Genomic DNA, 26,641 nt, shown 5'->3' on the forward strand with positions numbered 1-26,641 from the left:
GCCACCGCCGGGCGGCCCTTATTCATGCGACATGCGACATGCGATATGTGACACGTACACAAGGAGACCCGCCTTGATACGCCCTGCCGCAGGAGTTCTCGCCGCCGCCCTGGCCGTGACGCTCCTGCCCGCCCTCCCTGCCGCGGCTGCCACGGCCAAGCCGCCGGCCCCGCCCTCGGACGCGAAGCTCGCCGCCGAGCCGGCCCGGCACGACCTGACCCGGGACCAGTTCTACTTCGTCCTCCCGGACCGGTTCGCGAACGGCGACCCGCGCAACGACCGGGGCGGGCTGACCGGCAGCCGGCTGGAGACCGGCCTGGACCCGACGGACAAGGGCTTCTACCAGGGCGGTGACCTCAAGGGGCTGACCGACCGGCTCGACTACATCAAGGGGCTCGGGACGACCGCCATCTGGATGGCGCCGATCTTCAAGAACCAGCCGGTGCAGGGGAAGGGCGACGACGTCTCGGCCGGCTACCACGGCTACTGGATCACCGACTTCACCCAGGTCGACCCGCACTTCGGGACCAACGCCGATCTGGAGCGCCTGGTCGAGAAGGCGCACGGGAAGGGGATGAAGGTCTTCTTCGACGTGATCACCAATCACACCGCCGATGTCGTCGACTACCGGGAGGGGTCGTACTCGTATCTGTCCAAGGGGGCGTTTCCGTATCTGACGAAGGACGGCGTGCCCTTCGACGACAAGGCCGTATTTGAATCAAAAGCGGCCGCGGCGGGCCGCCAGGAGAACGAGAAGGGGAAGTTCCCGAAGGTGGACGGGGAGTCCTTCCCGAGGACTCCGTTCGTGCCGGACGCGAAGAAGAGCCTGAAGACCCCCGCCTGGCTCAACGATCCGACGATGTACCACAACCGGGGCGATTCGACTTTTGCCGGCGAGTCCTCCGAGCAGGGCGACTTCTTCGGTCTCGATGACCTGTGGACCGAGCGCCCCGAGGTCGTCAGCGGGATGGAGAAGATCTACGAGAGGTGGGTCGAGGACTTCGACATCGACGGTTTCCGGATCGACACCGTCAAGCACGTGAACCTCGAGTTCTGGAGCCAGTGGGCGACCGCGCTCGACAAGTACGCGGCGAAGCGCGGCCGGGACGATTTCTTCATGTTCGGCGAGGTCTACTCCGCCGACACCGCCGTCACCTCCCCGTACGTGACGCGCGGGCGGCTCGACGCCACCCTCGACTTCCCGCTCCAGGACGCGATCCGCGCGTACGCCTCCCAGGGCGCGGGCGCCTCGCGGCTGGCCGGCGTCCTCGGTGACGACTACCGGTACACGACGGACAAGGCCAACGCCTACGAGCAGGTCACCTTCCTCGGCAACCACGACATGGGCCGCTTCGGGACCTTCCTGAAGCAGGACCGTCCGGGGGCGGGGGAGCAGGAGCTGCTCGACCGGTACCGGCTCGCCAACGAGCTGATGTTCTTCTCCCGGGGCAACCCGGTGATCTACTCCGGTGACGAGCAGGGCTTCACGGGCGCGGGTGGTGACAAGGACGCCCGGCAGACGTTGTTCGCCTCGCAGGTCGCCGACTACCTGGATGACGATCAGCTCGGAACGGTGCGCACACACGCGAGCGATGCCTACGATCCGGGTCACCCGCTCTACAAGCAGATCAGTGCTCTCTCCAAGCTGGCCAAGGAGCACCCCGCCCTGCGCGACGGCGTCCAGAGCGAGCGGCTCGCCGACGGGTCCGTCTACGCCTTCGCCCGGACGGACGCGCGGAGCCGGACCGAGTACCTCGTCGCCGCCAACAACGGGGGCGAGGCGAGGACCGTGGAGATCGATGCCCCGGCCGGCGCCCAGTACCGCACCCTGTACGGCGGTGGCACCACGACGCTGATCCGCGCCTCCGCCGCCGGCAAGCTCGCCGTCTCCGTCCCCGCCTTCGGGTCGGTGGTCCTCCAGGGCGCCGCCCCGCTCGCCGCCCCGGCCGCCAAGCCCGCCCTGACCCTCAAGGCTCCGGCGCCCGGCGCCACCGGAACCGTCGACCTGAGCGCCGAGGTGACCGGCGGCGGGCTGAACCGGGTCGTCTTCGCCGCGCAGACCGGCAACGGCACGTGGCAGGTCCTCGGCTCCGCCGACCACGCGCCCTACAAGGTCACGCAGCACGTCGACGCCAAGACCCCGGCCGGTACCGCCCTGCGCTACAAGGCCGTCGTCGTCGACGCCACCGGCCGCACCGCGAGCGCGCTCGCCGAGTCCGTCGCCGGGCAGGCCCCGCCCGCCGAGGTGCCCACCGCCACCCAGCGGGACTACGCCGTCGTCCACTACAACCGACCCGACGGCGACTACACCGACTGGCGGCTCTACGCCTGGGGCGACATCGCCGATGGCGAGCAGACCCCCTGGCCTGCCGGCCACGACTTCACCGGCCGCGACGCCTACGGGGCCTTCGCGTACGTGCGGCTGAAGCCCGGGGCCTCCTCGGTCGGTTACCTCGTCATCGACAAGGACGGCAACAAGGACGTCTCCGCCGACCGCACCATCGACGTGACGAAGACCGGCGAGATCTGGCTGGAGCAGGGCAAGGAGCCCGCCCGCTCCGAGCGGCCCGCCCACCCGCCGCAGGACACGTCCAAGGCCGTGCTGCACTACCAGCGGCCCGATGGCGCGTACGACGGCTGGGGGCTGCACGTCTGGACGGGAGCGGCCGACCCGACCGACTGGTCCAAGCCGTTGATGCCCGTCCGCACCGACTCCTACGGCGCGGTGTACGAGGTGCCGCTCGGGGCTGGTGCGACCTCCCTGAGCTACATCCTCCACAAGGGCGACGAGAAGGACCTCCCCTCCGACCAGTCCCTCGACCTGAAGGCCACCGGCCACGAGGTCTGGATGCTGGGCGGCAAGGAGAAGTACCTCCTCCCGCAGCCCGCCGGCTCCTCCGCCGCCCTGGACCTCGCCAAGGCCCAGGCCGTGTGGATCGACCGCGACACCCTCGCCTGGAACGCCCCCGCCTCCGCCGCCTCCGTGCAGCTCCTCGCCTCCCGCGAAGGCGCGGTCAAGGCCGCGAACGGCACCCTGAACGAGGGCGGCGCCCAGTGGCTGCGGCTGGGGGCCCGGTCCGAGCTCACCGCCGCGCAGAAGCAGAAGTTCCCGCACCTGGCCTCGTACGCGGCCTTCACCGTCGACCCCCGCGACCGGGACCGCGTGCGCGATGCCCTGCGCGGGCAGCTCGTCGTGAGCGCCCGCGCCGCGAACGGCGCCGTCCTCGCCGCCACCGGCGTGCAGCTCGCCGGGGTGCTGGACGACCTGTACGCCACCACGGCCGCCCTCGGGCCGGTCTTCAAGGACGGCCGGCCCACGCTGTCCGTGTGGGCCCCCACCGCCCAGCAGGTCTCCCTCGAACTCGAAGGCCGAACCCTCCCGATGCGCCGTGACGACGCCACCGGCGTCTGGTCGGTGCGCGGCGAGCGCGACTGGCGCGGCAAGCGCTACCGCTACGCCGTCACCGTGTGGGCCCCGAGCACCGGGCAGGTGGTCCGCAACCTGGTCACCGACCCCTACTCCACCGCCCTGACCGCGGACTCCACCCACAGCCTGGTCGTCGACCTGGCCGACCCCAACCTGGCCCCGCCCGGTTGGAAGGAGCTGCGCAAGCCCGCGGCCGTCCCGTTCACCTCCGCGCAGATCCAGGAGCTGCACGTCCGTGACTTCTCCGTCGCGGACCGCACCAGCACGCACCCCGGCCAGTACCTGGCCTTCACCGACACCGACTCGGCGGGCATGCGGCACCTGCGCGACCTGGCCGGCGCCGGGACCTCGTACGTCCACCTCCTCCCGGCCTTCGACATCGGCACCATCCCCGAGAAGGCCGCCGACCGCACCGAACCGGCCTGTGACCTCAAGGTGTACGCGCCCGACTCCGACCAGCAGCAGGCCTGCGTGGCCGCCGCGGCCGCCAAGGACGCCTACAACTGGGGCTACGACCCGCTGCACTACACCGTCCCCGAGGGCAGCTACGCGAGCGACCCGAACGGCACGGCCCGCACGGTCGAGTTCCGCAGGATGGTCCAGTCGCTCAACGGGGCCGGGCTGCGCACCGTCATGGACGTGGTCTACAACCACACCGTCGCCGCCGGTCAGTCCGACAAGTCCGTACTCGACCGCGTCGTCCCCGGCTACTACCAGCGCCTGCTGGCCGACGGCAGCGTCGCCAACTCCACCTGCTGCGCCAACACCGCTCCCGAGAACGCCATGATGGGCCGCCTGGTCGTGGACTCCGTCGTCACCTGGGCGAAGGAGTACAAGGTCGACGGCTTCCGCTTCGACCTGATGGGCCACCACCCGAAGGCCAACATCCTGGCGGTCCGCAAGGCCCTCGACGAGCTCACCCCGGCCAAGGACGGGGTCGACGGGAAGAAGATCGTCCTCTACGGGGAGGGCTGGAACTTCGGCGAGATCGCCGACGACGCCCGCTTCGTGCAGGCCACGCAGAAGAACATGGCCGGCACGGGCATCGCCACCTTCTCCGACCGGGCGCGCGACGCGGTCCGCGGCGGAGGCCCCTTCGACGAGGACCCGCGCGTCCAGGGCTTCGCCTCCGGACTGTTCACCGAGCCGAACTCCTCACCCGCCAACGGCACCCCCGCCGAGCAGAAGGCCCGCCTCCTGCACGCCCAGGACCTGATCAAGGTCGGGCTGTCCGGCAACCTCGCCTCGTACGCCTTCACCGACACCACCGGCCGCCGGATCAAGGGCTCGGAGCTGGACTACAACGGGGCCCCGGCCGGCTACGCGGCCGCCCCCGGCGACGCCCTCGCCTACGCGGACGCCCACGACAACGAGTCGCTGTACGACGCCCTCGCCTACAAGCTGCCCACCGGCACGAGCACCGCCGACCGGGCCCGCATGCAGGTCCTGGCCATGGCGACGGCCGCCCTCTCCCAGGGCCCGGCGCTCTCCCAGGCGGGCACGGACCTGCTCCGCTCCAAGTCCCTGGACCGCAACTCCTACGACAGCGGCGACTGGTTCAACGCCCTCCACTGGGACTGCCGCGACGGCAACGGCTTCGGCCGGGGCCTGCCCCCGGCCGCCGACAACGCCTCGAAGTGGGTCCACGCGAAGCCGCTGCTGGCGGCGCCGGCCCCGGGCTGCCCGGAGATCACCGCCACCTCGGCGGCCTACCGGGACCTGCTGAGGATCCGTACGACGGAACCCGCCTTCGCCCTCACCACGGCGGAGGCCGTCCAGAGCCGGCTCGCCTTCCCGCTCTCCGGCAAGGACGAGACCCCCGGCGTGATCACGATGACCCTCGGGGACCTGGTGGTGGTCTTCAACGCGACCCCCACCGCCCAGCCCCAGCGCGTCCCCGCCCTCGCGGGCACCGCGTTCGCCCTGCACCCGGTGCAGGCGGCGGGCTCCGACGCCACGGTCAGGCAGTCCACCTACGACGCGCGGACAGGAGAGTTCACCGTCCCGGCCCGTACGGTCTCGGTCTTCACACGACCGTGAGCCGGTCCAGCCGCTTCTCCAGCAGGATCACCCCGTAGACCCTGCCGTCCTTCCCCACCTTGTTGGGGAGCTCCCCGACCACCCGGTAGCCCGCGCCCTGGTAGTACGCGAGCAGCCGGGGGTTGGTGGAGACGCAGTCCAGCCGCGCCCGCTCCCGCCCGGTCCCCGCGATCCGCCGCTCGGCGTGTTCGAGCATGCGGCGCCCGGATCCGGCGGGCGCGGCCTCGCGTTCCACCATCAGCCGGTGCACGTAGCCCGCCACGGGCGGCTGGACGCCCCAGGCCTCCTCGTCGGACCACCACAGCTCGTACGCGCCGACCACCCGTCCGTCGGCGTCCCCGGCGAGCCACACCTCCCCGTCGCGCATCCGCGCTCGGAAGTGGTCGGCGTCCTTGTCGCCGGGCTTCCACTGGTCGATCCCGTTGTCCCGCATCCACCGGGCCGCCTGGTCGTACAGCGTCGCCAGGGTGTCGGCGTCCTTCTCCTCGGCCTGCCGGAACAAGATCCCGTCGTCAATGATCACGCGGGCATTATCGCCACTCGTGATCATCGTGGGCCCGGCACCCCGGCCGGAACGAGCGCCGCCAGCCGTCCGACCAGTTCCCCGAACGGCCCGTCGGCCGGCTCGTCGGCCAGGATCCGTACGAGGATCCCCGCCATCTGCGCGTCGTACGCGGCGCTCACCGCCGCCAGCGCGGCGAAGTCGTGCACCAGCTGCAACTCCAGCTCGGCGCGCGGGATCCGGCGCCCGTCCAGCCAGATCAGCGCGGTGGACTCGGCGAGCGACACCCAGGACCGCACCACGAGTTCGAGGCGGGCCGGCGGATCCTCCACGCCGATGCCCAGGTGGGTGAGGATCTGCTCGTACGCCGCCTGCCGGACCTCGTCGATCATGGCGTTGGTCCGGCTGCTCCCGGCCGCCGGACCGCCCCGCATCAGCGCGGAGAAACCCGGCCCGTGCTCGTCGACGAAGGCGAAGAACCGCCCCATCACCCGCAGCAGCCGGGCCCCGAGCGGCCCCTCCCGCGGCTCGTCGAACCGCGCCGCCAGCTCGTCGGCCGCCCGACGCAGCGCGGCCTCGTACAGGCTCAGCTTCCCGGGGAAGTAGTGGTAGACCAGCGGCCGGGATATCCCCGCGGCCGCCGCGATCTCGTCTATGGACACGTCGTCGGGCGAGCGGTGGCTGAACAGCTCCAGGGCAACCCCGATCAGCTGCTGCCGCCGCTCCTCGACACCCATCCTGCGCTGCACGCCGGTTGTCATGCCGACACCCTACTTCGGACAGGTCAGAGGTCCAGGACGAGGCGGTCCCCCTTCGCGCGCGAGACGCACAGCAGCATCGAGTCCGCGCGTTCGCCGTCGGTGAGGAGTTCGTCGCGGTGGTCCACCTCGCCCGCCAGGACGCGGTGTTGGCAGGTGCCGCAGAAGCCCTGTTCGCAGGAGTAGGGGGTGGCGGGCAGCTCCCGGCGGACCGCCGCCAGCGTGGACTCGTCCGCGCCGACCTCGATCTCGCGCCCCGAGCGGTGGAGTTCGACCGTGAAGGCCTTCGCCGGGCCGGGCGCAGCCGATGGTGTGAAGCGTTCCAGGTGGACCGCGGCCGGGTCCGGGGCGGTCGCCGTGACGGCCGCCATCAGGGGGTCCGGGCCGCAGCAGTAGACCAGCGTGCCGGGCCGGGTACCGGAGAGGAACGACAGGTCGGGCAGGCCCGCCTCGTCCTGCGGGACGACCGTGACCCGGTCCCCGTACGCCGCCAGTTCGTCCAGGAACGGCATCGAGGCGCGGGAGCGGCCCCCGTAGAGCAGGGTCCAGTCGGCGCCCGCAGCCGTGGCGGCCCGGAGCATCGGGAGGATCGGAGTGATCCCGATGCCGCCCGCGACGAACGCGTACGAGGGCGCCGGGACCAGCTCGAAGCGGTTGCGCGGCGGCCGCAGTTCCAGCTCGGCGCCCTCCACCAACTGGGCGTGCGCCTCGCGGGAACCGCCCCGGCCGTCCTCGATCAGCCGGACCGCGATCGTGTACCGGTCGGAGTCCGCCGGGTCCCCGCACAGCGAGTACTGGCGGACCAGCCCCGAGGGCAGGGTGATGTCCACGTGTGCGCCGGGGGCCCAGGCGGGGAGGTCGGATGCCTCCAGGGTCAGTTGCAGCACACCGTGCGCCGGTTCCGTACGGGAGACGATCAGCGCGCGCAGCGGCCGGCGCGGGGAGTAGCCGGAGATCGGGTTCTCCAGGGCGGGCAGCGGCCAGAGCGGGGACCTCCCGATGCGGCGGCTCAGCGCGCGCCTCGCCACCCAGGCCGCGCCGGCGACGGCGGTGACGGTGAGGGCGCGCCTCATGCCTTCACCCCGCCGTGCCCGCCGTTGGCTCCGGGGGAGGAGGCCAGGTAGGCCACCGCCTGGGCCGTCGAGCCCTCCTGCGAGGGGTGGTACGTACGGGAGAGGTACTTCGGGATGGACTTCAGCATCGCGCCCGTGGAGGGCAGTACGCCCTGCTGCCCGGCCCGGAAGAACTGCCCGAAGGAGGCCTTGCCGTCCACCAGGTGGGGGTCGTTCTCCATGAAGAAGCGCACCCCGCGCTGCCACAGGAAGACCAGCGCCGAGAAGGCCGTCGCCCACGTGCGGGCCCGGCGCCGGTAGTTGCCGTCGACGTGCATGAAGAGGTCGAAGGCCACCGAGCGGTGCTCGACCTCCTCGGCCCCGTGCCAACGCAGCAGGTCGAGCATCATCGGGTCGGCGCCGCGCCGGTCCAGCTCCTCCGCGTTGAGCACCCAGTCGCCGAGGAACGCCGTGTAGTGCTCGATCGCCGCGATCATCGCGACCCGCTCCATCAGCCACCAGTGGCGGGCCTTGCCCGGCGGCAGGGTCTTGTCGCCCAGCAGCTTCTCGAACAGCCAGTCCACCTGCGCCGTGTACGGGGTCGGGTCCAGGTCCAGCCGCTTCAGGTGGGGGAGTACGTCGTCGTGCGCGGCGGCGTGCATGGCCTCCTGGCCGATGAAGCCGACGACGTCCGCGCGCAGCCGCTCGTCCGTGATGTACGGGAGCACCTGCTTGTAGACGTGCACGAACCACCGCTCACCGGCGGGCAGCAGCAGGTGCAGCACGTTGATCATGTGCCCGGCGAACGGGTCGTTGGGCAGCCAGTGGAGCGGGGTGTCCTCCCATTGGAAGGACACGTTCCGGGGGTTCAGGTCTATGTGTTCCGACGCCACGGGGGCGGGCGCGAGCGGCGTATTAGACATGGCGTCAATGTACTGATGGGTAGGAGGGAGGAAAACCCCTCTGCGCCTACTTCCTTCGGGGCGCGGCCGAGGGCGCGTGACGTCCGGTCGGGATCTTCGTTGGTCACGGCATGAAGATCAAGAACATCCTGCTGACCGGCTTCGCGACCGCTGCCGCCCTGGCCGCCATGGCCCCCGCGGCCTCCGCCGATACGGGTGCGTCCGCGGGCGACGCGGCCGTCGGGGCGGCGGCCGGTGCGTTCGACGCGGTGGCCGACGACCTCGACCTCCGCCAGATCACGAGCAGCTGGAACATCGAGACCCTGGACGACTCCCCGATCGTCGACCACCTGGTCCGGGCCGTCGAAGAGTCCCCCGAGATCGTGTCCGGCCTCGCGGACGTGACGGGCAGCCCGCGGGGCTGACCACCGCGCCGTCGCCAAAAGGTCCCCCCGCCCGGCCGCGGCCCGGCGGGGGGACCTTTTCGTCAGGCCCGTCGACCCGCTGGGCCTGTCGTCAAAGCAGCGCCGGTGCGGCACCGGACGCCGGCCAGGCGGGACTTTGACGACTTGGCCTAGCGCAGCGCCCCGGCCTTCGACCCGTCCGTCAGCTTGCCCGACAGGTCGACCTGCGCGCCCGCCGGAGCCTTCACCGCCAGCCGGTTTCCGTTCGCGGACCCGTTCACCCCGCCCCCGGACACCGACAGCGAGGCGAACTGCGCGCTGCCCGCCGCCAGTACGTACCACTGGCCCGCGCGGGACTTCCACAGCACGCCCGCCAGTACCCGGGGCTCCCGCGAACCGCACGCCGGTGAGCCCTCCGCCTTGGCCGCCTGCGCGGCGAGCGGGGCGCCCGGGGCGAGGAACTGCGCCTGCACCCGGTCGGCCGCCCCCTGCCAGGTCTCGGCCCGCGTGCACAGCCAGGTCGCCGTCCCGTCCCCCTCCGGCAGCGGCTGCTTCGCGTAGGTCCAGGCGTTGACCGTACGGACCCCGTGCGAGCGGACCGAGGGCAGCAGGCAGGCGATCCGCGACCAGTCCCCGAGTTCCGCGGCCTCCGACACGTCGCGCTCGGCACCCGGTGCGCCCGAGGTCAGCCGCGCCGGGGTCAGTTCGCCGAGGTCGGTGATCAGTCGGGTGGTGCCGTCGCCGGTCAGGGCCAGCGCGTTCCAGCTCGTACAACTGCCCGCCGGGGCGGGGCTCGGCACCGGCGGGGTCACCCCGTCCGGGGTCGGCTTCAGCGCCACCGGGGCCTCGCCCGGCTTGAGCAGGTCCCGCAGGGCCGCGCCGGTGACCCAGGGGGCGGTCAGGTAGCGGACGTTGCCGTCGACCCGGCTCAGCACGAGCGCGGTCGCGGTGTCCGCCGAGGCGCCGTCGGTCCGGGCGAAGTCGAGGGCGGCGCCGGCGGACCCCGTACGAGGTTCGGCGTAGCGGACCACGCGCAGACCGTCGTACAGCAGGACCACGACGGCCTGGTCGACGGCGCCCGCGAACAGCAGCTGCGCCGGCCCCATCGGCGGCCCGGCGGGCGTGCCCGGGGTGGCCGAGACGACGACGGAGGAACCGGGCCGCGCCCAGACGGCCAGCGCCCGCCGCAGCAGTGCGGTGTCGGCGGCGCGGTCGCCGCGGGCGGGCCAGGTGGAGAAGTCCGTACGGGAGGACGCGCGCCAGAGCGCGGGCTCGGCGCGGACCAGCTTCGCCGGGTCCAGGGCCTGTTCGGCCGCGGCGTTGCGGGCGTACGGCGGGGCGGCCGCCCCGTCCGAGCCCCAGCCCCCGCCGGGCAGCGCGAGCAGCGTCCCGCACACGGCGAGGGCGGCTCCGGCGGCGAGTGCGGCCCGCGCGAGACGGCGGCGGCGCAGCAGGTCGGTGGGCCGGGCCTGGAGCACGCACGGATCGAACTCGGGGGAGGCGAACAGGGCGTCGTTCGCCGGGTCCCCCGACTCCGCGACGGCGGCGGCCGGGTCCGCGACCCCGGCCTCGGTGAGCACCCGCAGCACCTCGGGCTCCGGCAGCCGCTCCAGCGCCCGCAGCACGCAGGCGGCCCGGCCGGGCCCGTTCAGGGTGGCCAGCCACTGGTCGAGGGCGAGCTCCTCGGCCCCGCCCGAGCGGGGGAACAGCCGCAGCCCCCACACCTGGGGGAGCAGCGGCGGGAGCTGCGCGCGGCGCGGCAGGGCCCGGAAGGTGAGCGGAATCCCGGCTTCGAGGGCGGTGCGCAGGACGCGCAGCCGTACGTACGCGTACCCCGAGTCGACGGCGTCGCCCGTCCCGTCGCGGCGCCGGCCCGGGACCCCGCCGGGGGCCCCGCCCGGGATACCGCCCTGCACGGCCGCGGCGGCCGCCACCGCGTCCCGTCGCCCGCGCGGCAGCGCGCGCTGGGCCAGTGAGTGGGCGGTGAGCACCCGGCGGTTGCGGCCGAGCGCGGGAGGCAGCACCAGGTAGGCGAGCCGCACCAGCCGCGGATAGTGCTCGACGATGGCCGCCTCGGCCTGTTCGACGTCGGGCGGCACGGGAGACGGGGGGCGGGTGGCGGTATCCGGCGCAGTCACGTTCAGCAGAACGAGCGAATCGTCGGATGGTCACCCGCTCCCGGCGCCCCCGTTCGGGTGGAACACGGGCCGTCAGGCAACCAACCGGTCGCGCAGCGCCTCGACCGCCTCGTCGGAGATGCCGAGCCCCTCGCGCACGTACTTCTCCATGGAGCCGTAGCGCATCGCGACCTCGTCCAGCGCGGCCTCCAGGTACGAGGGGAAGACGCCTATCAGGGCGAGCGCTATGTCCGGGTCGCCGCCGGCCGCCGTGAAGCCCTCGATCATCGGGGCGAAGGCCTGCTTGACCGCCGGGTTGACGGAGAGGTACTCGGCCATCAGCGTCTCGTCGTCCGCGCCGAGCAGCGACAGGATGATCGTGGCGCCCCAACCCGTACGGTCCTTGCCCGCCGTGCAGTGGAAGAGCAGCGGGCCGGCCTGCGGGACGGCGAGCTCGGTGAGCAGCATCCGGTACGAGGCCTGAGCGGAGCCGGAGCTCACGAAGGACCGGTAGACGTCGCCGAACAGGGCCTGCGCCTTGCCGCCGCCGAGCCGCTCCTCCGCGACCACCGGGTCGGACAGGAGGTCCTTGAGCTGCGCGGCCGCGGGCATCTTGCCGGAGTTCATCTTGTCCGCCAGGACGTCGCCGACCAGCGTCCGTACCCCGGCCGGAACCCGGTCGGGGTACGCGGTGCGCTCGGCCTCGCTGCGGAAGTCGATGACGGTGGTCAGGCCCAGCGCGGCCACCGCCGGGTCGGCGTCGAGGTCGAGCCGGTCGAGCTGGCCGGAGCGCAGGACCAGGCCCGGGCGTACGGTGCGGCCGCCGGTCAGCGGGGTGCCACCGAGGTCGCGGAAGTTGGCGACGGTGGTGGAGGGCGTGGCGGTCATCGTGGCGGCTCCGGCGGTAGCGGTGTTCGGGTGGTTCGCGTGGTTCGCGTGGGTCATATGGCGCGTGTGGCGATTCGTGTAATTTTCCGATGTTTCGCGTCGGAAAGACAATCGAGGACCAGCGAGATCCCGACGCCGATGCCCAGAGCCGCCAGATGTCCGGCGTCCGTGAAGGTCCGCCCGCGCTTGACCACGGGCGCGGCGGCCAGTGCCAGCAGCCCGACCCGGGCGGTGGCGCGCACCGCTCCGCGCGGTAGTGCCGAGGTCAGCGCGCCGAGTACGGCGTTGAATCCGTAGCTGGTCCCCACGTCCAGGGCGTGCCGGGTCCGCGGATCGGTTGTCCTGCGCAGGGCGCCGTACACGAGGAGGGTCGCCGTGGCGTGCCCGAACAGGAACACCGCCGCCGTCCACCAGGCGCCGTACGCGTACTCCGCGTATCCGAGCACCGCGACGAGCAGCAGGGCGTACGGCAGGGGCATCGGTTCCTCGACGACGAAAGCGCTGGTCACCAGCGTCTCCCAGCGCCCGGCGGCGAGATTGTCGACATTCGTCGAGCAGCTCCGGAGCAGCTGCTCCCGCTCTGCCGGCTCAAGTAGGTCCAGGGCGTGGGCCCCGAGCTGGACACCGCCGGAATACACCACTCCCAGGGGAATCGGATTCACGCCACCATGATCGGATACGGCCCTCTGGCGGGCACCACCGGGCCCCGTGCGAACATGTCCCGGCCATGTCTCTGAACCCCGCGCCGATGCGCGCCACGCGGGCCGCGGTATTCGCGGCGATGTGCGTCGCTTTGGGTGCGGCGGGGCATTCGTACATGTCCGGTACGGACATTCCCCTCGCGGGGCTTCTGGGTGCTTTCGCGGTGACCGGCGGGCTCGCCTGGCTGGTTGCCGGACGGCGTCGGGGCCCTGTCGGGATCACCGCGGCGCTGCTCGCCGTACAGGGGACGCTGCACCTCGTCTTCTCCGGGAGCCAGATGGCGGAGCCCGCTCCTGTGCGGGTTCCCGTGCCTGCTCCCGCGCACCATCACATGCCGGACATGGACATGGACATGGGCATGGACATGGGAGCGATGGGCGCGATGGGCGCGGAATCCTCCGGCCTGGCCGGCATGGCAGACCTGGTCGGGCACGGGGGCGCCGGGATGATCGCCGCGCACGTGCTCGCCGGGCTGCTCTGCGCCGCCTGGCTGGCCCGGGGCGAGGCGGCCGTCTTCCGGCTGGCCCGCACCATGGGCGCCGCCGCGCTCCACGCGGCCCGGCCGCTCGCGCGCGCGTTCGCCCTCGTCCGGGCCCGGGTGGCCGCCCTGCCGGCCCTGCCCGCCCACCGGCCCCGCTCCGAGCGGCCGCGCCGCCTGCGGGGTGCCCTGCACGCCCACGCCGTGGTGCGCCGGGGGCCGCCCGCCCGCCGAGCGTTCAGCACCACGGCCCCCGGCCGTCCTGCCCGCGCCTGACCGGCGTACTCCTCGGCGAGGAGAAGGCGAGACCTGGGGCCGCTTTCCCCATGTCTTCGCCAACCCCTAGGACTCGACATGTCCCTTGACGAGGCTCAGGACGTCCGCACCCCGGACGCCGACGCCAACGCCATACCCAAGAGCCGCGGCGGCTGGGCCGCCCTGCGGCCGCTGCTCCTGCGCATGCACTTCTACGCGGGCCTGCTGATCGCCCCGCTGCTGTTCCTCGCCGCCACCACCGGGCTGTTGTACGCCGGTTCCTGGCAGGCCGAGAAGATCGTCTACGCCGACGAGCTGACCGTCTCCCGCGTCGGCGACAGCGCCCTGCCGCTCAGTGCCCAGGTCGAGGCGGCCAAGGGCGCCGCACCCGAGGGCAAGGTCGTCTCCGTATGGCCCGGGCCCGACGCGGAGGCCACCACCCGGGTGATCATGGAGAAGAAGGGTCTCCCCGAGGGCGAGACCCTCACCGTGTTCGTCGACCCGTATACGGCCGAGGTGCGCGGGCAGCTCGCCACGTCCGGTGACGCGCTGCCGCTGCGGGCCTGGCTGAGCGAGTTCCACGCGAGCCTCCACCTGGGCGAGTTCGGCCGGAACTACAGCGAGATGGCCGCGAGCTGGATGTGGGTCGTCGCCCTCGGCGGGCTCGCCCTGTGGATCGGCCGCCGCCGCAAGCGGCGCGCGGACCTCGTCCTCCCGGACCGAAAGGCCACCGGCCGCCGCCGCACCCTGTCCTGGCACGGGGTCGTCGGCCTCTGGTCCGTCGCCGGGCTCGTCGTCCTCTCCGCCACCGGCCTGACCTGGTCGAACCACGCCGGCGAGAACATCGGGAAGCTCCAGGACAGCCTCGGCGGCGCCACCCCCAGCGTCTCCGCCAAGCTGAAGCCGGGCGGCGCCGCCGCCGGGAGCGACGAGCACGCCGGCCACACCATGGGCCCCGGCGAGGAGATGCCCCCCGCGGCGCCGACCGCCGACATCGGCATCGACAAGGCCGTGGACGCCGCCCGCGCCGCCGGGGTCACCGAGGAACTCCGCATCACCCTGCCCGCGAAGGGCAAGGGGTACGTGATCAAGGAGCAGGACAAGCAGGTGCCCGTGCACCTGGACGCGGTCGCCGTCGACCCCGCCGACGGCAAGGTCATCGACGAACTGCGCTTCGCCGACTACCCGCTGCTCGCCAAGATGACCCGCTTCGGCATCGACCTGCACATGGGCAAGACCTTCGGGCTCGCCAACCAGATCGCGCTCGCCGCGCTCGCCGTCGCCGTGATGTTCCTGGTCTTCTGGGGCTACCGGATGTGGTGGCTGCGCCGCCCGACGAAGGACCGCAGGCTGTCCGTCGGTCGCGCCCAGCCGCGCGGCGCCTGGCGGAAGCTGCCGGTCACGGCGCTGCTGCCGCTGGTCGCGGTGATCGCCGTGGTCGGCTGGTTCGTCCCGCTGCTCGGGATCAGCCTGGTCGCGTTCCTCGTGATCGACGCGGCTCTGGGCTTCGTCGCGGGCCGCCGGGCCGCCGGAGCCGAGGCCGGCGCAGAGGCCGCGTAACGGCGTGTGGGCCCGCACCCCCCGAGGGGAGGACGGGCCCACGCGTACGCGCTCAACCAGCTCGTCAGGGGGCGTACTTGTAGCCCACCCGGCGGACCGTCTGGATCGCGCCGCGGTGGGCCGCGCCCAGCTTGCGGCGCAGGCGGGCGATGTGGACGTCCACGGTCCGGCCGTCGCCGACGTGCCCGTAGCCCCAGACCGTGGTCACCAGCTGGTCCCGGCTGTGCACCCGGTGCGGGTGCTTCACCAGGTGTGCCAGCAGCTCGAACTCCAGGTACGTCAGGTCGAGCGTCTTCCCGTCGACCTCGGCCGTGCGCTGCGCCGAGTCGATGCGGACCAGGTTGTCGCCCGGGGCGCCGGACGCGGCCTGGTCCGCCAGGGTGGGGGCCGGTCCGGCCACGGCGTGCGGGGCGAAGGCGATCGGCGGCTGCTGGTCGGCCGGCACGAGCACCAGGTAGCCGACCATCGGCGGCTGCCCCGGCAGGGTCGGCAGGGCGTGCTGGGGCGCGGGCAGCCAGGTGGCGCCGGGCGGAAGCAGATCCGCGACCCGGGCCACCTCGTCGCGGTCCACGGCGCGCAGCCGGTGGCGCGGACTGGGGGGATAGCTCAGGGGCGAGGTCGCGGCGGAGGCGGCGGAAGCGAGGATGCGGGTGTTAGTCATGAGTGGTCAGCTCTTTCACGCGGAGGAGTCGGCAGGAGACGTGCGTACGTCATCGATGTCGTTCCGCGCAGACCGAAGGCCTGGGGCAGCTCAGGTAGGAGATCCCGGAGGCTTTAGAGGGCCGGCGCGTTCTTCGCGCGGCAACACACCCGGTCGTAATCGTGATCCTGACGGGACGGCCAGAACGGTTCGAGGTCGCTGCGACCTGACGGGGTGTACGAGTAGCCGGCCATGCCCCCATTCAAGCAGACGTCCGAGCCCGGGGGCAGGCCCCGTCTCACGTCGTGGATCGAAATCTCAAATTCCGACACAGGTGCCCCCTCAACCCGGGACAAACCGACACCTGTTCAGCGCAGGCGCAGCCGCTCCCAGGCCGGCCCGACGTCCCAGCCCTTCTCCTGCCGGGCCCAGCGCGCCATCACCTCCACCACCTCGGCGGCCGTGGGCAGATACGCCTGGAAGTGCCGTTCCGCGGAGCCGTCCCGGTGCTCCAGCTGGTACTCGTCGCCTTCGTCGTGCCAGACCTGTATGTACACGTCCGGCTCTTCCACGATCCGCTCGACGATGACGAAGCGGTCCCCGTCGGCGCCGATGCGCTCCACCACCTCGGACAACTCGCCGAGCGCGGGCCGCTCGTAGGACTCGCCGCGCTCCGTCTGGATCCTGATAGCCAACATGGGCACACCGTCGCACACGCCACCGACAACGACGCCCGCCGGGCCACGGGGGCTCGGCGGGCGTCGGTGTTCAGGGGGCCGGTGCTCAGACCAGGCCGTCCTTCTCCAGGCCGGTGCAGCAGGTGTCCACGATGAGGCGGGTCACCACGTAGGGGTCCACGTTCGCGTTCGGCCGGCGGTCCTCGATGTAGCCCTTGCCGTCCTTCTCCACCTGCCACGGGATGCGGACCGAGGCGCCGCGGTCCGAGACGCCGTAGCTGAACTCGTTCCACGGGGCGGTCTCGTGCAGACCCGTCAGGCGCTCGTCGATGCCCGCGCCGTAGTTCTTCACGTGGTCGAGCGGCTTGCTGCCCTCGCCCAGCGCCTCGCACGCGGAGATGATCGCGCGGTAGTCCTCGCGCATCGCCTTCGTGGAGAAGTTGGTGTGCGCGCCGGCGCCGTTCCAGTCGCCCTTCACCGGCTTCGGGTTCAGCGTCGCGGAGACGTTGAAGTCCTCGGCGGTGCGGTAGAGCAGCCAGCGGGCGATCCACAGCTGGTCGGAGACCTCCAGCGGGCCCACCGGGCCGACCTGGAACTCCCACTGGCCGGGCATGACCTCGGCGTTGATGCCGGAGATCTCCAGGCCCGCCGCGAGGCAGTGGTCCAGGTGCTTCTCGACGATGTCGCGGCCGAAGATCTCGTCCGAGCCGACGCCGCAGTAGTAACCGCCCTGCGCGGCCGGGAAGCCGTTCACCGGGAAGCCGAGCGGGCGGGTGCCGTCGAAGAACGTGTACTCCTGCTCGATGCCGAAGATCGGCTCCTGCCCGGCGAACTTCTCGGCGATCGGACGCAGCTGGGCGCGGGTGTTCGACTCGTGCGGGGTCATGTCGATGTTCAGGACCTCGCACAGGACGAGGACGTTGTCGCCGCCGCGGATCGGGTCCGGGCAGGAGAAGACCGGCTGCAGGACGCGGTCGGAGGCGTGACCCTCGGCCTGGTTCGTGCTCGAACCGTCGAAGCCCCAGATCGGCAGCTCGGCGCCGTCGCTCAGGATCTTCGTCTTCGAGCGAAGCTTCGCCGTCGGCTCGGTGCCGTCGATCCAGATGTACTCAGCCTTGTAGCTCACGGGCCCCATCCTCAGACTCTGCGGGTGCTGCTGGTCGCTGCTTCATCGCTGCGGTGATGACCGCAGCGTGCCCGCCCGCGATTTCCCTTCCGTTGCCCATGTGTGAACCCCGTGTTACCGAGGTTTACGCCGCAGGTCGGGTGGGCTGTGCGGGGCGGACGCGGGTTGCCGGCGGAGCGTCCGTCCGGGTGGGGCAGACTGGGCGCGTGAGCATTTCGTCTGATTTGACCCCTGTCGCAAACCCCCGCCCCAGGGTTGGGCTGCTGGGTACCGGCCCTTGGGCCCACCGCACCCACGCCCCCGCCCTCGCCGCGCACGCCGGGTCCGAGTTCGCCGGAGTGTGGGGCCGTCGGCCCGACGCCGCGGCCGAGCTGGCCCGCGAGTACGGCGTGAAGGTGTACGAAGACCCCGACGCGCTGTTCGCCGACTGTGACGCCGTGGCCTTCGCCCTGCCGCCCGACGTCCAGGCCCCGCTCGCCGTGCGCGCGGCGGCCGCCGGCTGCCACCTGCTGCTGGACAAGCCCGTCGCGACCACCGTGGAGGACGCCCGCGCCGTGGCCGACGCGGCGGTCCGGCACGGGGTCGCCTCCGTCGTCTTCCTCACCCTGCGCTTCGCCGAGCCCACCGCCGGGTGGGTCGACGAGCAGGCGGGACGCGCGGGCTGGTTCACCGCGGCCGCCCACTGGCTCGGCGCCGTCTTCCCGCCCGACGGCACGCCCAGCGCGTACGCCGACTCGCCGTGGCGCAAGGAGAAGGGCGGGCTCTGGGACGTCGGCCCGCACGCGCTGTCCGTACTGATCCCGATCCTCGGCGAGGTCACCGCCGTACGCGCCGCCCGGGGCCCCTCCGACGTGGTCCAACTGGCCTTGCGGCACAGCTCCGGCGCGGCCAGCACAGCCGTCCTCAGCCTGGGCGCCCCGCGCGCGGCCGCCGGGGTGGGGCTGGAACTGCGCGGGACGGAGGGCGTGCACGCGCTACCCGGCTGGAGCGACGTACCCGGCGCGTACGGTCGGGCACTGGACGCGCTGCTCGCGGCGGCCCGGACGGGAGTGCCGGATCCGTGCGGCGCGGAGTTCGGGGCGCGGCTGACGGAGATCCTGGCGGAGGCGGAGGCGCAGCTCCCCATTTGATACGGCTCCCTATTTGATGAGGGCGTTGGCCACGATGATGGCGAGGCCGATCGTCGCGTCGGCCAGGCCGATGAGCAGCGAGGAACCGATCCGGTAGCCGACCCGGAGCGCCACGAAGGAACCCCAGGCGAACAGCAGCGCGGTGTTCAGGCCGAGTCCCACGGCCGTCACCCCGGGGGAGTCCCAGTGCGCGATCCCGGCGACGACCAGCAGCAGCACGGTGGGCAGGGTGGCCGCGATCATCGGCCACTCGTTCCACAGCGCCCGGACGAGCACGTGCCACCGGTGGGCGGCGGAGCCGCGCTGATGCGTGGTCATGTGGTGCGAGTAGCCGTGCGCCAGCCCGGCGGCGGCCGCCGTCACGAGGACCCAGCTGGCGTCGTAGAAGGGGGTGTAGTCCCCGCCCTTCTGGTCCAGCGCGGCCAGCAGCCCACTGGCCAGCACGGTCCCGTACACCCCGCCGAACATCCAGTCCGCCCCGCGGCGGGGCGGGGGGAAGGGGGCGGCGGGCTGGGGCTGCGTCGGCTGCGGCGTCGTGGGCATCGGCTCGTTCACGGTGGGTCCTTTGGTGCGGTACGTCCCTATTCGTTATCCGGCCACCCTACGAGCCACGGGCCGATGGGGGCGACGGCCGCCGGTCGTCCCGAGTCCTCGCGGTCCTGGTCGGCGCACCTGTCCGCGACGGCGCCCCGGACGCCGGGGTTTCGACGCCGCGGCGCAACGCGGCCGCTACCCGGCTGCAGCATGATCGGTGACATCGTTGCCGAGTACGGGGGTTCCCACATGTCCGACATCCACGTCCGCGCCGCCCGGCCCGGGGACTTCGCCCAGTGGCGCGCCCTCTACCGCGGCTACGCCGACTTCTACGAGGTGGAGCAGACGGAGGAGGCCGCCGCGACCGTGTGGTCCTGGGTGAACGACCCCGGCCACGAGGTCGGTGCCCTGGTCGCCGAGGACGCCGACGGGCGCCTCCTCGGCCTGGCCCACTACCGCCCCTTCGCCCGGCCCCTGTCCGCGACGGTGGGCTGCTTCCTCGACGACCTGTTCGTGGCGCCCGAGCACCGTGGTTCGGGCGCCGCCGACCTGCTGCTCGGCGCCCTGCGGGAGCTGGCGGCGGAGCGGGGCCGGAGCGTGGTGCGATGGATCACGGCGGACGACAACCACCGGGCGCGCGCCAAGTACGACCAGGTCGCCGCGCGGACCATGTGGGTCACGTACGACATGGCCCCGGGCGAGGCGCGGTAGGAGCCGGGGCGCGGGGGCGGCCCCGCCCCCGCGTTGCTACGCCGTCACCCGCCGGATCACCTCCGACAGCGCGTCCAGGGCCCGGCCGAACGCCGCGTCCGGCAGGGCCGCGTAACCGATGACCAGGCCCTCGCGGGATGGGGGCGGGGCGGCCGGGTGGTGGTAGGTCGAGAGGCCGTCCAGGGCGAGGCCGGCCGCGCGGGCCGCCGCGAGGGCGGGGGCCTCGTGGTTCGGGGGGAGTTCGAGGACGGCGTGGAGGCCGGCTGAGATGCCCGTGACCCGCAGGTGCGGGGCCTGGGCGGAGAGGGCGGAGAGCAGTTGGTCGCGGCGCTGCCGGTAGCGCTTGCGCATGCGGCGGACATGGCGGTCGTACGCGTCGCACGTGATGAAGTCCGCCAGTGCCAGCTGGTCCAGCGCGCTCGCCCAGGACTCGCGCAGGCCCTTCGCCGCCAGGACCCGGTCGACCAGGTGGTCCGGGAGGACCAGCCAGCCCAGGCGGATCGCGGGGGAGAGGCTCTTGCTGAGCGAGCCCGCGTACACGACGTGCTCGGGGGCCAAGCCCTGGACGGCGCCGACGGGTTTGCGGTCGTAGCGGAACTCGCCGTCGTAGTCGTCCTCCACGATGACGCCACCGGTGCTGCGGGCCCATTCCACCGCGGCCGCGCGGCGGGCCGGGAGGAGGCGGCCGCCGGTCGGGAACTGGTGTGCCGGAGTGAGCAGCAACGTACGGGCGCGGGAAGGGAGTTCGGTCGTGCCGGCGCCGTCCTCGTCCACCGGGATCGGGTGGGCGCGGACTCCGGAGGTTTCGAGGATGCCGTGGTGGAAGGGGAGCCCGTACGCCTCGACGGCCCAGTCCCGGGGGCGGACGGACGCCAGGAGGTGCAGGCCGTTGGCGAAGCCGGAGCAGATCACGATGTTCGCCGGGGTGGTACGTACGCCGCGCGCCCGGGAGAGGTAGTCGGCCAGGGCCTGCCGCAGCTCGGGGCGGCCCTGCGGGTCGCCCGGTCCGAAGGCTTCGGTGGGCGCCGCGGTGAGGGCCCGCCGGGCGCTCGCCGCCCAGGCGCTCCGCGGGAAGGAGGCGGGGTCGGGCTTGCCCTGGAGCAGGTCGTGGCGAGGGGCGGAGGGGGACGGGCCGGGGGCGCCGGCGCGTACGGCGGTGGTCGCCGCGCGCTCCGCCACCCGGGTGCCGGACCCTTGGCGGGCGGTGAACCAGCCCTCGGCGACCAGCTCGGCGTACGCGTCGGCGACGGCGTTGCGGGCCAGACCGAGGTCGGCGGCCAGCGTCCGGTACGGCGGCAGCCGCGTCCCGCCCGCCAGTCGCCCGCTGCGCACGGCGTCGCGCAGGGCCCGGGTGAGGGCGGTCCGCCGGGGGCCTTCGGCGGGGAGTTCCAGGTGCAGGTCGGCGCCGCCGGCCGGGTCGGGGGTGGTCATGCGCCGGGCTCCCGCGTGGTGAAGACGGCGTGGGTGGCCGTCAGGAAGCGGCGCACGGTGTCCCGTTCGGCGGGGTCGAAGGAGTCCAGCACCGCGAGCACCCCGTCCAGCAGGGGGCCGAAGAACTCCCGGCCCAGGCGGACCGCCCGCGGTTCCACGCGCAGCAGCACCCGGCGGCGGTCGAGGGCGTCGCGGACCCGTGCCACGTGGCCCAGCCGCTCCAGCCGGTCGATCACGGCGGTGGTGCCCGCCGAGTTGAGGCCGAGCCGGGCGCCGAGCAGGCCCGCCGTGGCCGGCTCGTCCGCGCGGTCCGCGTCCAGCAGGCAGATCAGGGCCCGTACGTCGGTGGGGTGCATGCCGTTGCGGGCGGCGAACTCGGCCTGGCGCAGGCCGAACTCGACGGTCACCGCCCGCAGCAGGTGCACCAGCCGCAGGTTCTCCGGTTCGGCTCCGAGTCCCTGTTCGGGTTCGTGTTCGGGTTCGTGCTCGGGTTCGGATTGCCGGTTGTCGCCCACGTCGCCTCCGCCTAAAATCTCTCGTTGAGCGAGATTATCGCCCAGCGAGGGATCGAGGTCGGTCATGTCCCGGACGGTTTCCGGTACCAGCTCTTTCCGCGCCGCGTACGACGAGGTGCTCGCCCGGTGGCCCGGAGCCGTCGAAGCCGCCGAACTGCCCACCCCGTACGGGGTCACCCGCGTCAACAGCTGCGGTCCGGCCGACGCCCCGCCCCTGGTGCTCCTCCCCGGCGGCGGGGCCACCTCCGCGGTGTGGGGTGCCTGCGCCGCCGCCGGGCTCGCCCGCACCCACCGGGTGCACGCCGTCGATCTGATGGGGGATCCGGGGCTCAGCGTCCCGGCGGCGGGCCGGGCGCCGCGTTCGGTGGCGGACCTGGTCGAGTGGCTTGACGGAGTGCTCGACGGGCTCCGCCCGGGCGGCCCGGTGGCCCTGGCCGGCCACTCCTACGGCGCCTGGATCGCCGCGCACTACGCGGCCGCCCGGCCCGCCCGGCTCGGCCGCCTCGTGCTGCTCGACCCGACCGGGGTCTTCGCGGGGTTCCGGCCCGGCTACGTCCTGCGGGCGCTGCCCATGCTGGTGCGGCCGAGCCCGCGGCGGATCCGGTCCTTCCTCGACTGGGAGACCGGCGGGGCGGTGCTCGACCCGGCCTGGCTGCGACTCCAGGACGAGACCGCCCGGTTCCCCACCGCCCGGCCGATCACGGGGCCGCGCCCGGACCTGACCGGGTCGGGGATCCGGACGCGGATCGTGTTCGCCGAGCGCGCCCGCTGCCACGACGCCGCCCGCGCGGCCCGGGCCGCGCGGGCGGCGCTGCCGGGTGCGCGGGTCGACGTACTGCCGGAGGTCTCGCACCACGCGCTGCCGCTGACGGGGGCCGAGGCCATCGCCCGTCTGCTCGCCGCCGGTTAGGCCTGTCCTAGTGCTGTGACCCGGTGAACCTTTCCGGTCACAGCACTAGCCCTTGCGGGACAGTGCCTCGCGGACCGCTTCCTCGGAGCGGGCCACCACGGCCGTGCCGTCCTCGGCGGTGATGATCGGACGCTGGATCAGCTTCGGGTGCGCGGCCAGGTGCGCGATCCAACGCGCCCGCGCCTCTTCGGTCTCCTCGCGCGGCAGTTCCCGTACGCCGGTCTCCTTCGCCAGCGGGTCGGAGGTGCGCGTGATGTCCCACGGCTCCAACCCGAGGCGGCCGAGCACCTCGCGGATCTCCTCCTCGGAGGGCACGTCCTCCAGGTAGCGGCGCACGGTGTAGTCGGCGCCCTCGGCGTCCAGCAGGGTCAGTGCGCTGCGGCACTTGGAACAGGCGGGATTGATCCAGATCTCCATGGCTCCCAGCCTATCCAGGGCCTGCCCGGCCAGGGCTTTTGTCAGTGGTCCCCAGTAAAATCGAGGGAGAACGACAGGAAGCCAACTACCGTTTGGGAGGCTGTAGATGGCCACTGCCATGACGATTCAGCACGTCAAGAAGAAGCCGCTGCCGGCGGGGCTGCCCCGCGAGTGGTACGAGAGCCACAACCGCCGCCTGAAGGCGATGCGACTGGCGATATCCCTGCTCGACTCGGGGACGTACGACGCCCGTCGCGCCACCAACCGGAAGATCCGGACGATGGCCGTCCGGACGGGGATCCACCGGCCGTCCAATGTGACCTGCAAGATGGTGCGCGCGTTCATCCAGGAGGCGTGAGCCGGGCGTGCCGGGTCGGGCACGCGCCGAGCCCGCCGGGGCCACGGGCCCCGGCGGGTTCCCGCTCACTTTTCCTGGAAGACGATCTCCCTGGCCGGGCGGGTCATCCTCACCACGTCGTCGGTGACCTCGACGATGTGGTGCAGGCCTTGGAAGAGCTTCTTGGTGTCGGGGAGGAGGCGGTACTGGTCGTCCGGCGCCCCGGCCAGGAAGGCGCGGAAGCAGTCCAGTGACGCGGGAGTGCCGGTGAAGTCCAGGTAGTCCTTCAGGCGGCGGAACAGCTTCGGCAGGATCACCGCGCCGGTGTCGTCGTCCGTGATCGAGGTCATCGCGGTGACCGTCGCCCCGAGGAGGGTCTTGTCGACCGCCCACACGCCCTTGGCGGACGCCCGCGCCTTCTCCGAGGCTTCGGTGAGCAGCTCGCGCAGGTACACGGGCAGGCCCGAGTAGAAGGTCGGATAGGCCAGGCCGTTGAGGAGCAGGTGGTGGTTGGCGGTCCGCTTCAGCAGGTCTTCGTCGACGCCGGTCCAGTAGCCGCTGTACACGGGCGGGGTGCCCTTGCCGACGAAGGCCACGCAGCGGCCGTAGGCGTCGGCGCCCCGAGTGAGGATCCAGCCGGACACGACGTCGGGGGTGGTGGCGACGGTCTCGTCCTCGTCGCGGAGGACGGTGTCGAAGCCGAGGAACTTCAGCAGCGCGTCCGCGGCGTCGTGCGCGAGGCCCCGCGGCTGGTGCTCGATGTGCGGAGGCTTCTCGCCGTAGTGGGTCTCCAGGGCATCGACTCCTTCGAGCCGGATGCTCGCGGGACCGTCGGCTTTGGGCACGATCTGATGGTCCCCGGGCACGAGTTTCCAGTCGGCCACGTCGTCCGGGATGAACGGGAGGGTGTCGCCGTCCGGTTTGGCGCCCCCCTCGACCGAACTTGCCTCTGATCAGCAGCATGGCCATGGCGACTCCCATCGCGGCGTCACTGTGAGTGTTCAGCAGTCACTCACGGTACACACCCGGATCGGGAAGTGTCAGCAACAGCAGGGCCACGTCGTCCGGGGGACCGCCGGCCGTGAAGGCGGCCAGATCCCGCCAGACCGCCGCGACCAGGCCGTCCGGGTCCCTCGCCAGTACGGGGACCCGCGCCGCCAGCTGATAGAAGTGCCCCGCCTTGTCGCGGGCCTCCGTCACGCCGTCGGTGTGCAGCAGCAGCCGGTCCCCCGGCCGCACCGGCAGCTCGGTCACCGCCGGCGGGGCCGGCCCCGCGAGCCCCAGCCCCAGTGGCGGACCGGGCTCCACCGTCACCTCCTCCACCGCCACCCCGCGCAGGAGCAGGGCGGGGGGATGCCCGCACGACACGATCCGTACGAGGTCCAGCCCGGGCGGGAACTCCACCAGCACGGCCGTCGCGAACAGCTCCGGGTGGTCCACGGAGGCGGCCGTCGCGTCCACCAGCAGCCGCCGGTCCAGCCGGGCCGCGACCGCCGCCAGCCCCGTGTCGTCCAGCACCGCCTCGCGGAAGGCGCCGAGCAGCGCCGCCACCGTGGCGACCGCCGCCAGACCGTGGCCCTGTACGTCACCGACGAGCGCCCGCACACCGAACGGCCCGGCCCGTACGTCGTACAGGTCGCCGCCGACCAGGGTGCCGCGCTGCGCCGCCCGGTACAGGCCGGAGCAGCCCACCCCGCCCACCCGCTGCGGCACCGGCGGGAGGACCGCCATCTGGGCCGCCTCCGCCACCGTCCGGACACTGACCAGCTGCGCGTCCCGACGCCGCCGCACCCAGGCGATCACCACGCTGAGCACGCCGACGGCGGCCACCGTGGCCAGGTCGGTGCCCCGGGCATGCGCGATGCCCAGGCCGGGCACACCGAGCAACAGGAGCACGAGGGCCGCGAAGAAGGCGGTCCCGGCCGCGCCGTACGCGAAGGCGGCCACCGGAGGCAGGCCGGCCAGGAAGAAGCCGATCTCCACGTCGCCCGGGGTGAGCCGCTGCGCGAGCACCAGCACCACCAGGGCCACCGCGGGCGCGAGCAGGGCCCAGCGCGGCGGCGGTTCCCCGCGCAGCCAGCCCGGATCCTCGCGTCCGCGTCTCACCCCTCCACCCTGGTACGGGGGCCGGGCCCGCGCACCCCGGACCGGCCCGCCGGGTGGCCCGGCGCGGCGCCTGCCGGGACAGTGGTGGCGTGACGGCAAACGAAGGCACCAGCAGTTCCGCGAAGGGCCCGACGCGGGCGCACATCGAAGCGCACGGCACGGGCGGGGGCTCGCAGAGCGGGGAGATCAGCACCCGCCTGAACTGGCTGCGCGCGGGGGTGCTCGGTGCCAACGACGGGATCATCTCCACCGCCGGCCTGGTGGTCGGCGTGGCCGGAGCGACCACCTCCCGCTCGGCGATCCTGGCGGCGGGGGTTGCCGGACTGCTGGCGGGCTCACTGTCGATGGCGGCGGGGGAGTACGTCTCCGTCAGCTCGCAGCGGGACTCCGAACGGGCCGCGCTCGACATGGAACGGCGGGAGCTGGCGGAGGAACCGGAGGCGGAACTCGAAGAACTCACCGAGCTGCTGGCCGCGAGGGGGCTGAGCCGGTCGGTGGCCCGGGAGGCGGCCGAGCAGCTCACGGAGCGGGACGCGCTGCGGGCCCATGCGCGGGTGGAGCTCGGGATCAACCCCGACGAACTGGCCAACCCGTGGCACGCGGCCTTCGCCAGCCTCGTCGCCTTCACGGTGGGGGCGCTGCTGCCCCTGCTGGCCATCCTCGTACCCGGGCCGTCTTCCCGGGTCCCGGTGACCGTGGTGGCGGTGCTGGCGGCCCTCACCCTGTGCGGGGTGCTGAGCGCACGGCTGGGCGGAGCCCCTGCGCTCCGCGCGGTCCTGCGCAACGTGTGCGGAGGCGCGCTGGCCATGGCCGTCACCTACGCGGTGGGCACCTGGCTCGGCACCACCACCTGAACCGGGCCGCCGCCCGCCATCTGAACCGGGCTGCCGCCCGGCCCCGGGGCTCCGTCCCGCACCCCGCGCCTCAAACGCCCCCCAATTTACGCCACGCCCGGGGTTTTGGGGGGGGGGGTGGGGGGGTGCCCCCGGTGCCCGCGGTGCCGGGCCACATTTGGGCAAGAG

The 26,641-nt window shown here is 73.0% G+C and carries 25 protein-coding genes; 9 read left to right on the plus strand and 16 right to left on the minus strand.

The genetic code is table 11. The annotated features are described in order from the left end of the window. The first annotated feature begins 31 nt into the window (after positions 1-31). Positions 32-5,467, plus strand: a complete 5,436-nt coding sequence (gene pulA, locus ACFV9H_RS05460) for a pullulanase-type alpha-1,6-glucosidase (RefSeq protein WP_385393670.1) — start codon at positions 32-34, stop codon at positions 5,465-5,467. On the opposite strand, the gene ACFV9H_RS05465 is transcribed toward pulA, so the two are convergent. The 4 genes from ACFV9H_RS05465 to ACFV9H_RS05480 are packed head-to-tail and all read right to left on the minus strand — an operon-like array spanning position 5,454 to position 8,702. Beyond that, positions 5,454-5,990, minus strand: a complete 537-nt coding sequence (locus ACFV9H_RS05465; protein ID WP_385393673.1) for a GNAT family N-acetyltransferase — start codon at positions 5,988-5,990, stop codon at positions 5,454-5,456. The genes pulA and ACFV9H_RS05465 overlap by 14 nt on opposite strands. A gap of 23 nt (positions 5,991-6,013) precedes the next feature. Then, positions 6,014-6,730, minus strand: a complete 717-nt coding sequence (locus tag ACFV9H_RS05470; protein WP_385393676.1) for a TetR/AcrR family transcriptional regulator — start codon at positions 6,728-6,730, stop codon at positions 6,014-6,016. 23 nt (positions 6,731-6,753) lie between these two features. Beyond that, positions 6,754-7,800: a PDR/VanB family oxidoreductase gene (locus tag ACFV9H_RS05475; protein ID WP_385393678.1), complete on the minus strand. Its 1,047-nt coding sequence runs from the start codon at positions 7,798-7,800 to the stop codon at positions 6,754-6,756. After that, the gene (locus tag ACFV9H_RS05480; protein WP_385393680.1) at positions 7,797-8,702 is read right to left on the minus strand and encodes a metal-dependent hydrolase; all 906 of its coding nucleotides are present in this window, start codon (positions 8,700-8,702) and stop codon (positions 7,797-7,799) included. The genes ACFV9H_RS05475 and ACFV9H_RS05480 overlap by 4 nt, the downstream gene beginning before the upstream one ends. A gap of 110 nt (positions 8,703-8,812) precedes the next feature. Here ACFV9H_RS05480 and ACFV9H_RS05485 point away from each other — a divergent pair, with 110 nt between their 5' ends. Further along, positions 8,813-9,106 (plus strand): hypothetical protein, encoded by a 294-nt coding sequence (locus ACFV9H_RS05485; RefSeq protein WP_385393683.1) that lies wholly within the window; start codon positions 8,813-8,815, stop codon positions 9,104-9,106. Between the two features lie 149 nt (positions 9,107-9,255). Here ACFV9H_RS05485 and ACFV9H_RS05490 read toward each other — a convergent pair whose 3' ends face one another. The 3 genes from ACFV9H_RS05490 to ACFV9H_RS05500 all read right to left on the minus strand — a co-directional run bounded on the left by ACFV9H_RS05490 (position 9,256) and on the right by ACFV9H_RS05500 (position 12,752). Next, positions 9,256-11,223 carry a hypothetical protein gene (locus tag ACFV9H_RS05490; protein ID WP_385393685.1) on the minus strand — a complete coding sequence of 656 codons (1,968 nt, stop codon included), beginning with the start codon at positions 11,221-11,223 and terminating at the stop codon, positions 9,256-9,258. Positions 11,224-11,295: 72 nt separating this feature from the next. Further along, a complete protein-coding gene (locus ACFV9H_RS05495) occupies positions 11,296-12,090 on the minus strand; it encodes a tyrosine-protein phosphatase (RefSeq protein ID WP_385393942.1) in 795 nt (264 codons plus the stop codon). A 53-nt stretch (positions 12,091-12,143) separates the two neighbouring features. Further along, positions 12,144-12,752: a rhomboid-like protein gene (locus ACFV9H_RS05500; RefSeq protein WP_385393688.1), complete on the minus strand. Its 609-nt coding sequence runs from the start codon at positions 12,750-12,752 to the stop codon at positions 12,144-12,146. A gap of 65 nt (positions 12,753-12,817) precedes the next feature. Here ACFV9H_RS05500 and ACFV9H_RS05505 point away from each other — a divergent pair, with 65 nt between their 5' ends. Both ACFV9H_RS05505 and ACFV9H_RS05510 read left to right on the plus strand, forming a co-directional pair. Next, positions 12,818-13,546, plus strand: a complete 729-nt coding sequence (locus tag ACFV9H_RS05505) for a hypothetical protein (protein ID WP_385393690.1) — start codon at positions 12,818-12,820, stop codon at positions 13,544-13,546. A gap of 78 nt (positions 13,547-13,624) precedes the next feature. Further along, complete coding sequence (locus ACFV9H_RS05510) at positions 13,625-15,085, plus strand: PepSY-associated TM helix domain-containing protein (protein WP_385393693.1); 1,461 nt, start codon at positions 13,625-13,627, stop codon at positions 15,083-15,085. A 64-nt stretch (positions 15,086-15,149) separates the two neighbouring features. Here the strand turns inward: ACFV9H_RS05510 and ACFV9H_RS05515 are convergent, their stop codons facing one another. The 3 genes from ACFV9H_RS05515 to glnII all read right to left on the minus strand — a co-directional run bounded on the left by ACFV9H_RS05515 (position 15,150) and on the right by glnII (position 17,528). After that, complete coding sequence (locus ACFV9H_RS05515) at positions 15,150-15,746, minus strand: winged helix-turn-helix domain-containing protein (protein ID WP_385393696.1); 597 nt, start codon at positions 15,744-15,746, stop codon at positions 15,150-15,152. A gap of 347 nt (positions 15,747-16,093) precedes the next feature. Then, positions 16,094-16,423 (minus strand): hypothetical protein, encoded by a 330-nt coding sequence (locus ACFV9H_RS05520; protein ID WP_385393699.1) that lies wholly within the window; start codon positions 16,421-16,423, stop codon positions 16,094-16,096. A gap of 85 nt (positions 16,424-16,508) precedes the next feature. Then, complete coding sequence (gene glnII / locus ACFV9H_RS05525) at positions 16,509-17,528, minus strand: glutamine synthetase (protein ID WP_385393702.1); 1,020 nt, start codon at positions 17,526-17,528, stop codon at positions 16,509-16,511. Positions 17,529-17,740: 212 nt separating this feature from the next. On the opposite strand from glnII, the gene ACFV9H_RS05530 reads away from it, so the two are divergent. After that, entirely contained in the window at positions 17,741-18,658 is a 918-nt protein-coding gene (locus ACFV9H_RS05530; RefSeq protein WP_385393944.1) for a Gfo/Idh/MocA family protein, read from the plus strand. Positions 18,659-18,667: 9 nt separating this feature from the next. Here the strand turns inward: ACFV9H_RS05530 and ACFV9H_RS05535 are convergent, their stop codons facing one another. Beyond that, the gene (locus ACFV9H_RS05535; protein ID WP_385393704.1) at positions 18,668-19,213 is read right to left on the minus strand and encodes a hypothetical protein; all 546 of its coding nucleotides are present in this window, start codon (positions 19,211-19,213) and stop codon (positions 18,668-18,670) included. Positions 19,214-19,402: 189 nt separating this feature from the next. Between ACFV9H_RS05535 and ACFV9H_RS05540 the strand changes: the two genes are divergently transcribed. Beyond that, a complete protein-coding gene (locus tag ACFV9H_RS05540; protein ID WP_385393707.1) occupies positions 19,403-19,903 on the plus strand; it encodes a GNAT family N-acetyltransferase in 501 nt (166 codons plus the stop codon). Positions 19,904-19,939: 36 nt separating this feature from the next. Here the strand turns inward: ACFV9H_RS05540 and ACFV9H_RS05545 are convergent, their stop codons facing one another. Beyond that, positions 19,940-21,334, minus strand: a complete 1,395-nt coding sequence (locus ACFV9H_RS05545) for a PLP-dependent aminotransferase family protein (RefSeq protein WP_385393709.1) — start codon at positions 21,332-21,334, stop codon at positions 19,940-19,942. Then, positions 21,331-21,915, minus strand: coding sequence for a MarR family winged helix-turn-helix transcriptional regulator (locus ACFV9H_RS05550; protein WP_385393711.1), 585 nt, complete (start codon positions 21,913-21,915; stop codon positions 21,331-21,333). Before ACFV9H_RS05550 ends, ACFV9H_RS05545 begins: the two co-directional genes overlap by 4 nt. Here ACFV9H_RS05550 and ACFV9H_RS05555 point away from each other — a divergent pair. Further along, positions 21,914-22,759, plus strand: coding sequence for an alpha/beta fold hydrolase (locus tag ACFV9H_RS05555; RefSeq protein ID WP_385393714.1), 846 nt, complete (start codon positions 21,914-21,916; stop codon positions 22,757-22,759). The genes ACFV9H_RS05550 and ACFV9H_RS05555 overlap by 2 nt on opposite strands. Positions 22,760-22,804: 45 nt before the next feature. Here ACFV9H_RS05555 and ACFV9H_RS05560 read toward each other — a convergent pair whose 3' ends face one another. After that, positions 22,805-23,176 carry an ArsC/Spx/MgsR family protein gene (locus ACFV9H_RS05560; RefSeq protein ID WP_385393716.1) on the minus strand — a complete coding sequence of 124 codons (372 nt, stop codon included), beginning with the start codon at positions 23,174-23,176 and terminating at the stop codon, positions 22,805-22,807. A gap of 106 nt (positions 23,177-23,282) precedes the next feature. Here ACFV9H_RS05560 and ACFV9H_RS05565 point away from each other — a divergent pair, with 106 nt between their 5' ends. Further along, a complete protein-coding gene (locus ACFV9H_RS05565) occupies positions 23,283-23,534 on the plus strand; it encodes a hypothetical protein (protein WP_365168092.1) in 252 nt (83 codons plus the stop codon). Between the two features lie 65 nt (positions 23,535-23,599). On the opposite strand, the gene ACFV9H_RS05570 is transcribed toward ACFV9H_RS05565, so the two are convergent. Further along, positions 23,600-24,358, minus strand: a complete 759-nt coding sequence (locus ACFV9H_RS05570; RefSeq protein ID WP_385393718.1) for a thermonuclease family protein — start codon at positions 24,356-24,358, stop codon at positions 23,600-23,602. Positions 24,359-24,521: 163 nt separating this feature from the next. Then, positions 24,522-25,619, minus strand: a complete 1,098-nt coding sequence (locus ACFV9H_RS05575) for a PP2C family protein-serine/threonine phosphatase (protein WP_385393721.1) — start codon at positions 25,617-25,619, stop codon at positions 24,522-24,524. Positions 25,620-25,804: 185 nt separating this feature from the next. Here ACFV9H_RS05575 and ACFV9H_RS05580 point away from each other — a divergent pair, with 185 nt between their 5' ends. Then, positions 25,805-26,473, plus strand: a complete 669-nt coding sequence (locus ACFV9H_RS05580) for a VIT family protein (protein ID WP_385393946.1) — start codon at positions 25,805-25,807, stop codon at positions 26,471-26,473. The last annotated feature ends 168 nt before the right edge of the window (positions 26,474-26,641 follow it).

It is taken from the genome of Streptomyces sp. NPDC059874, from assembly GCF_042731135.1.
Classification (GTDB): domain Bacteria; phylum Actinomycetota; class Actinomycetes; order Streptomycetales; family Streptomycetaceae; genus Streptomyces.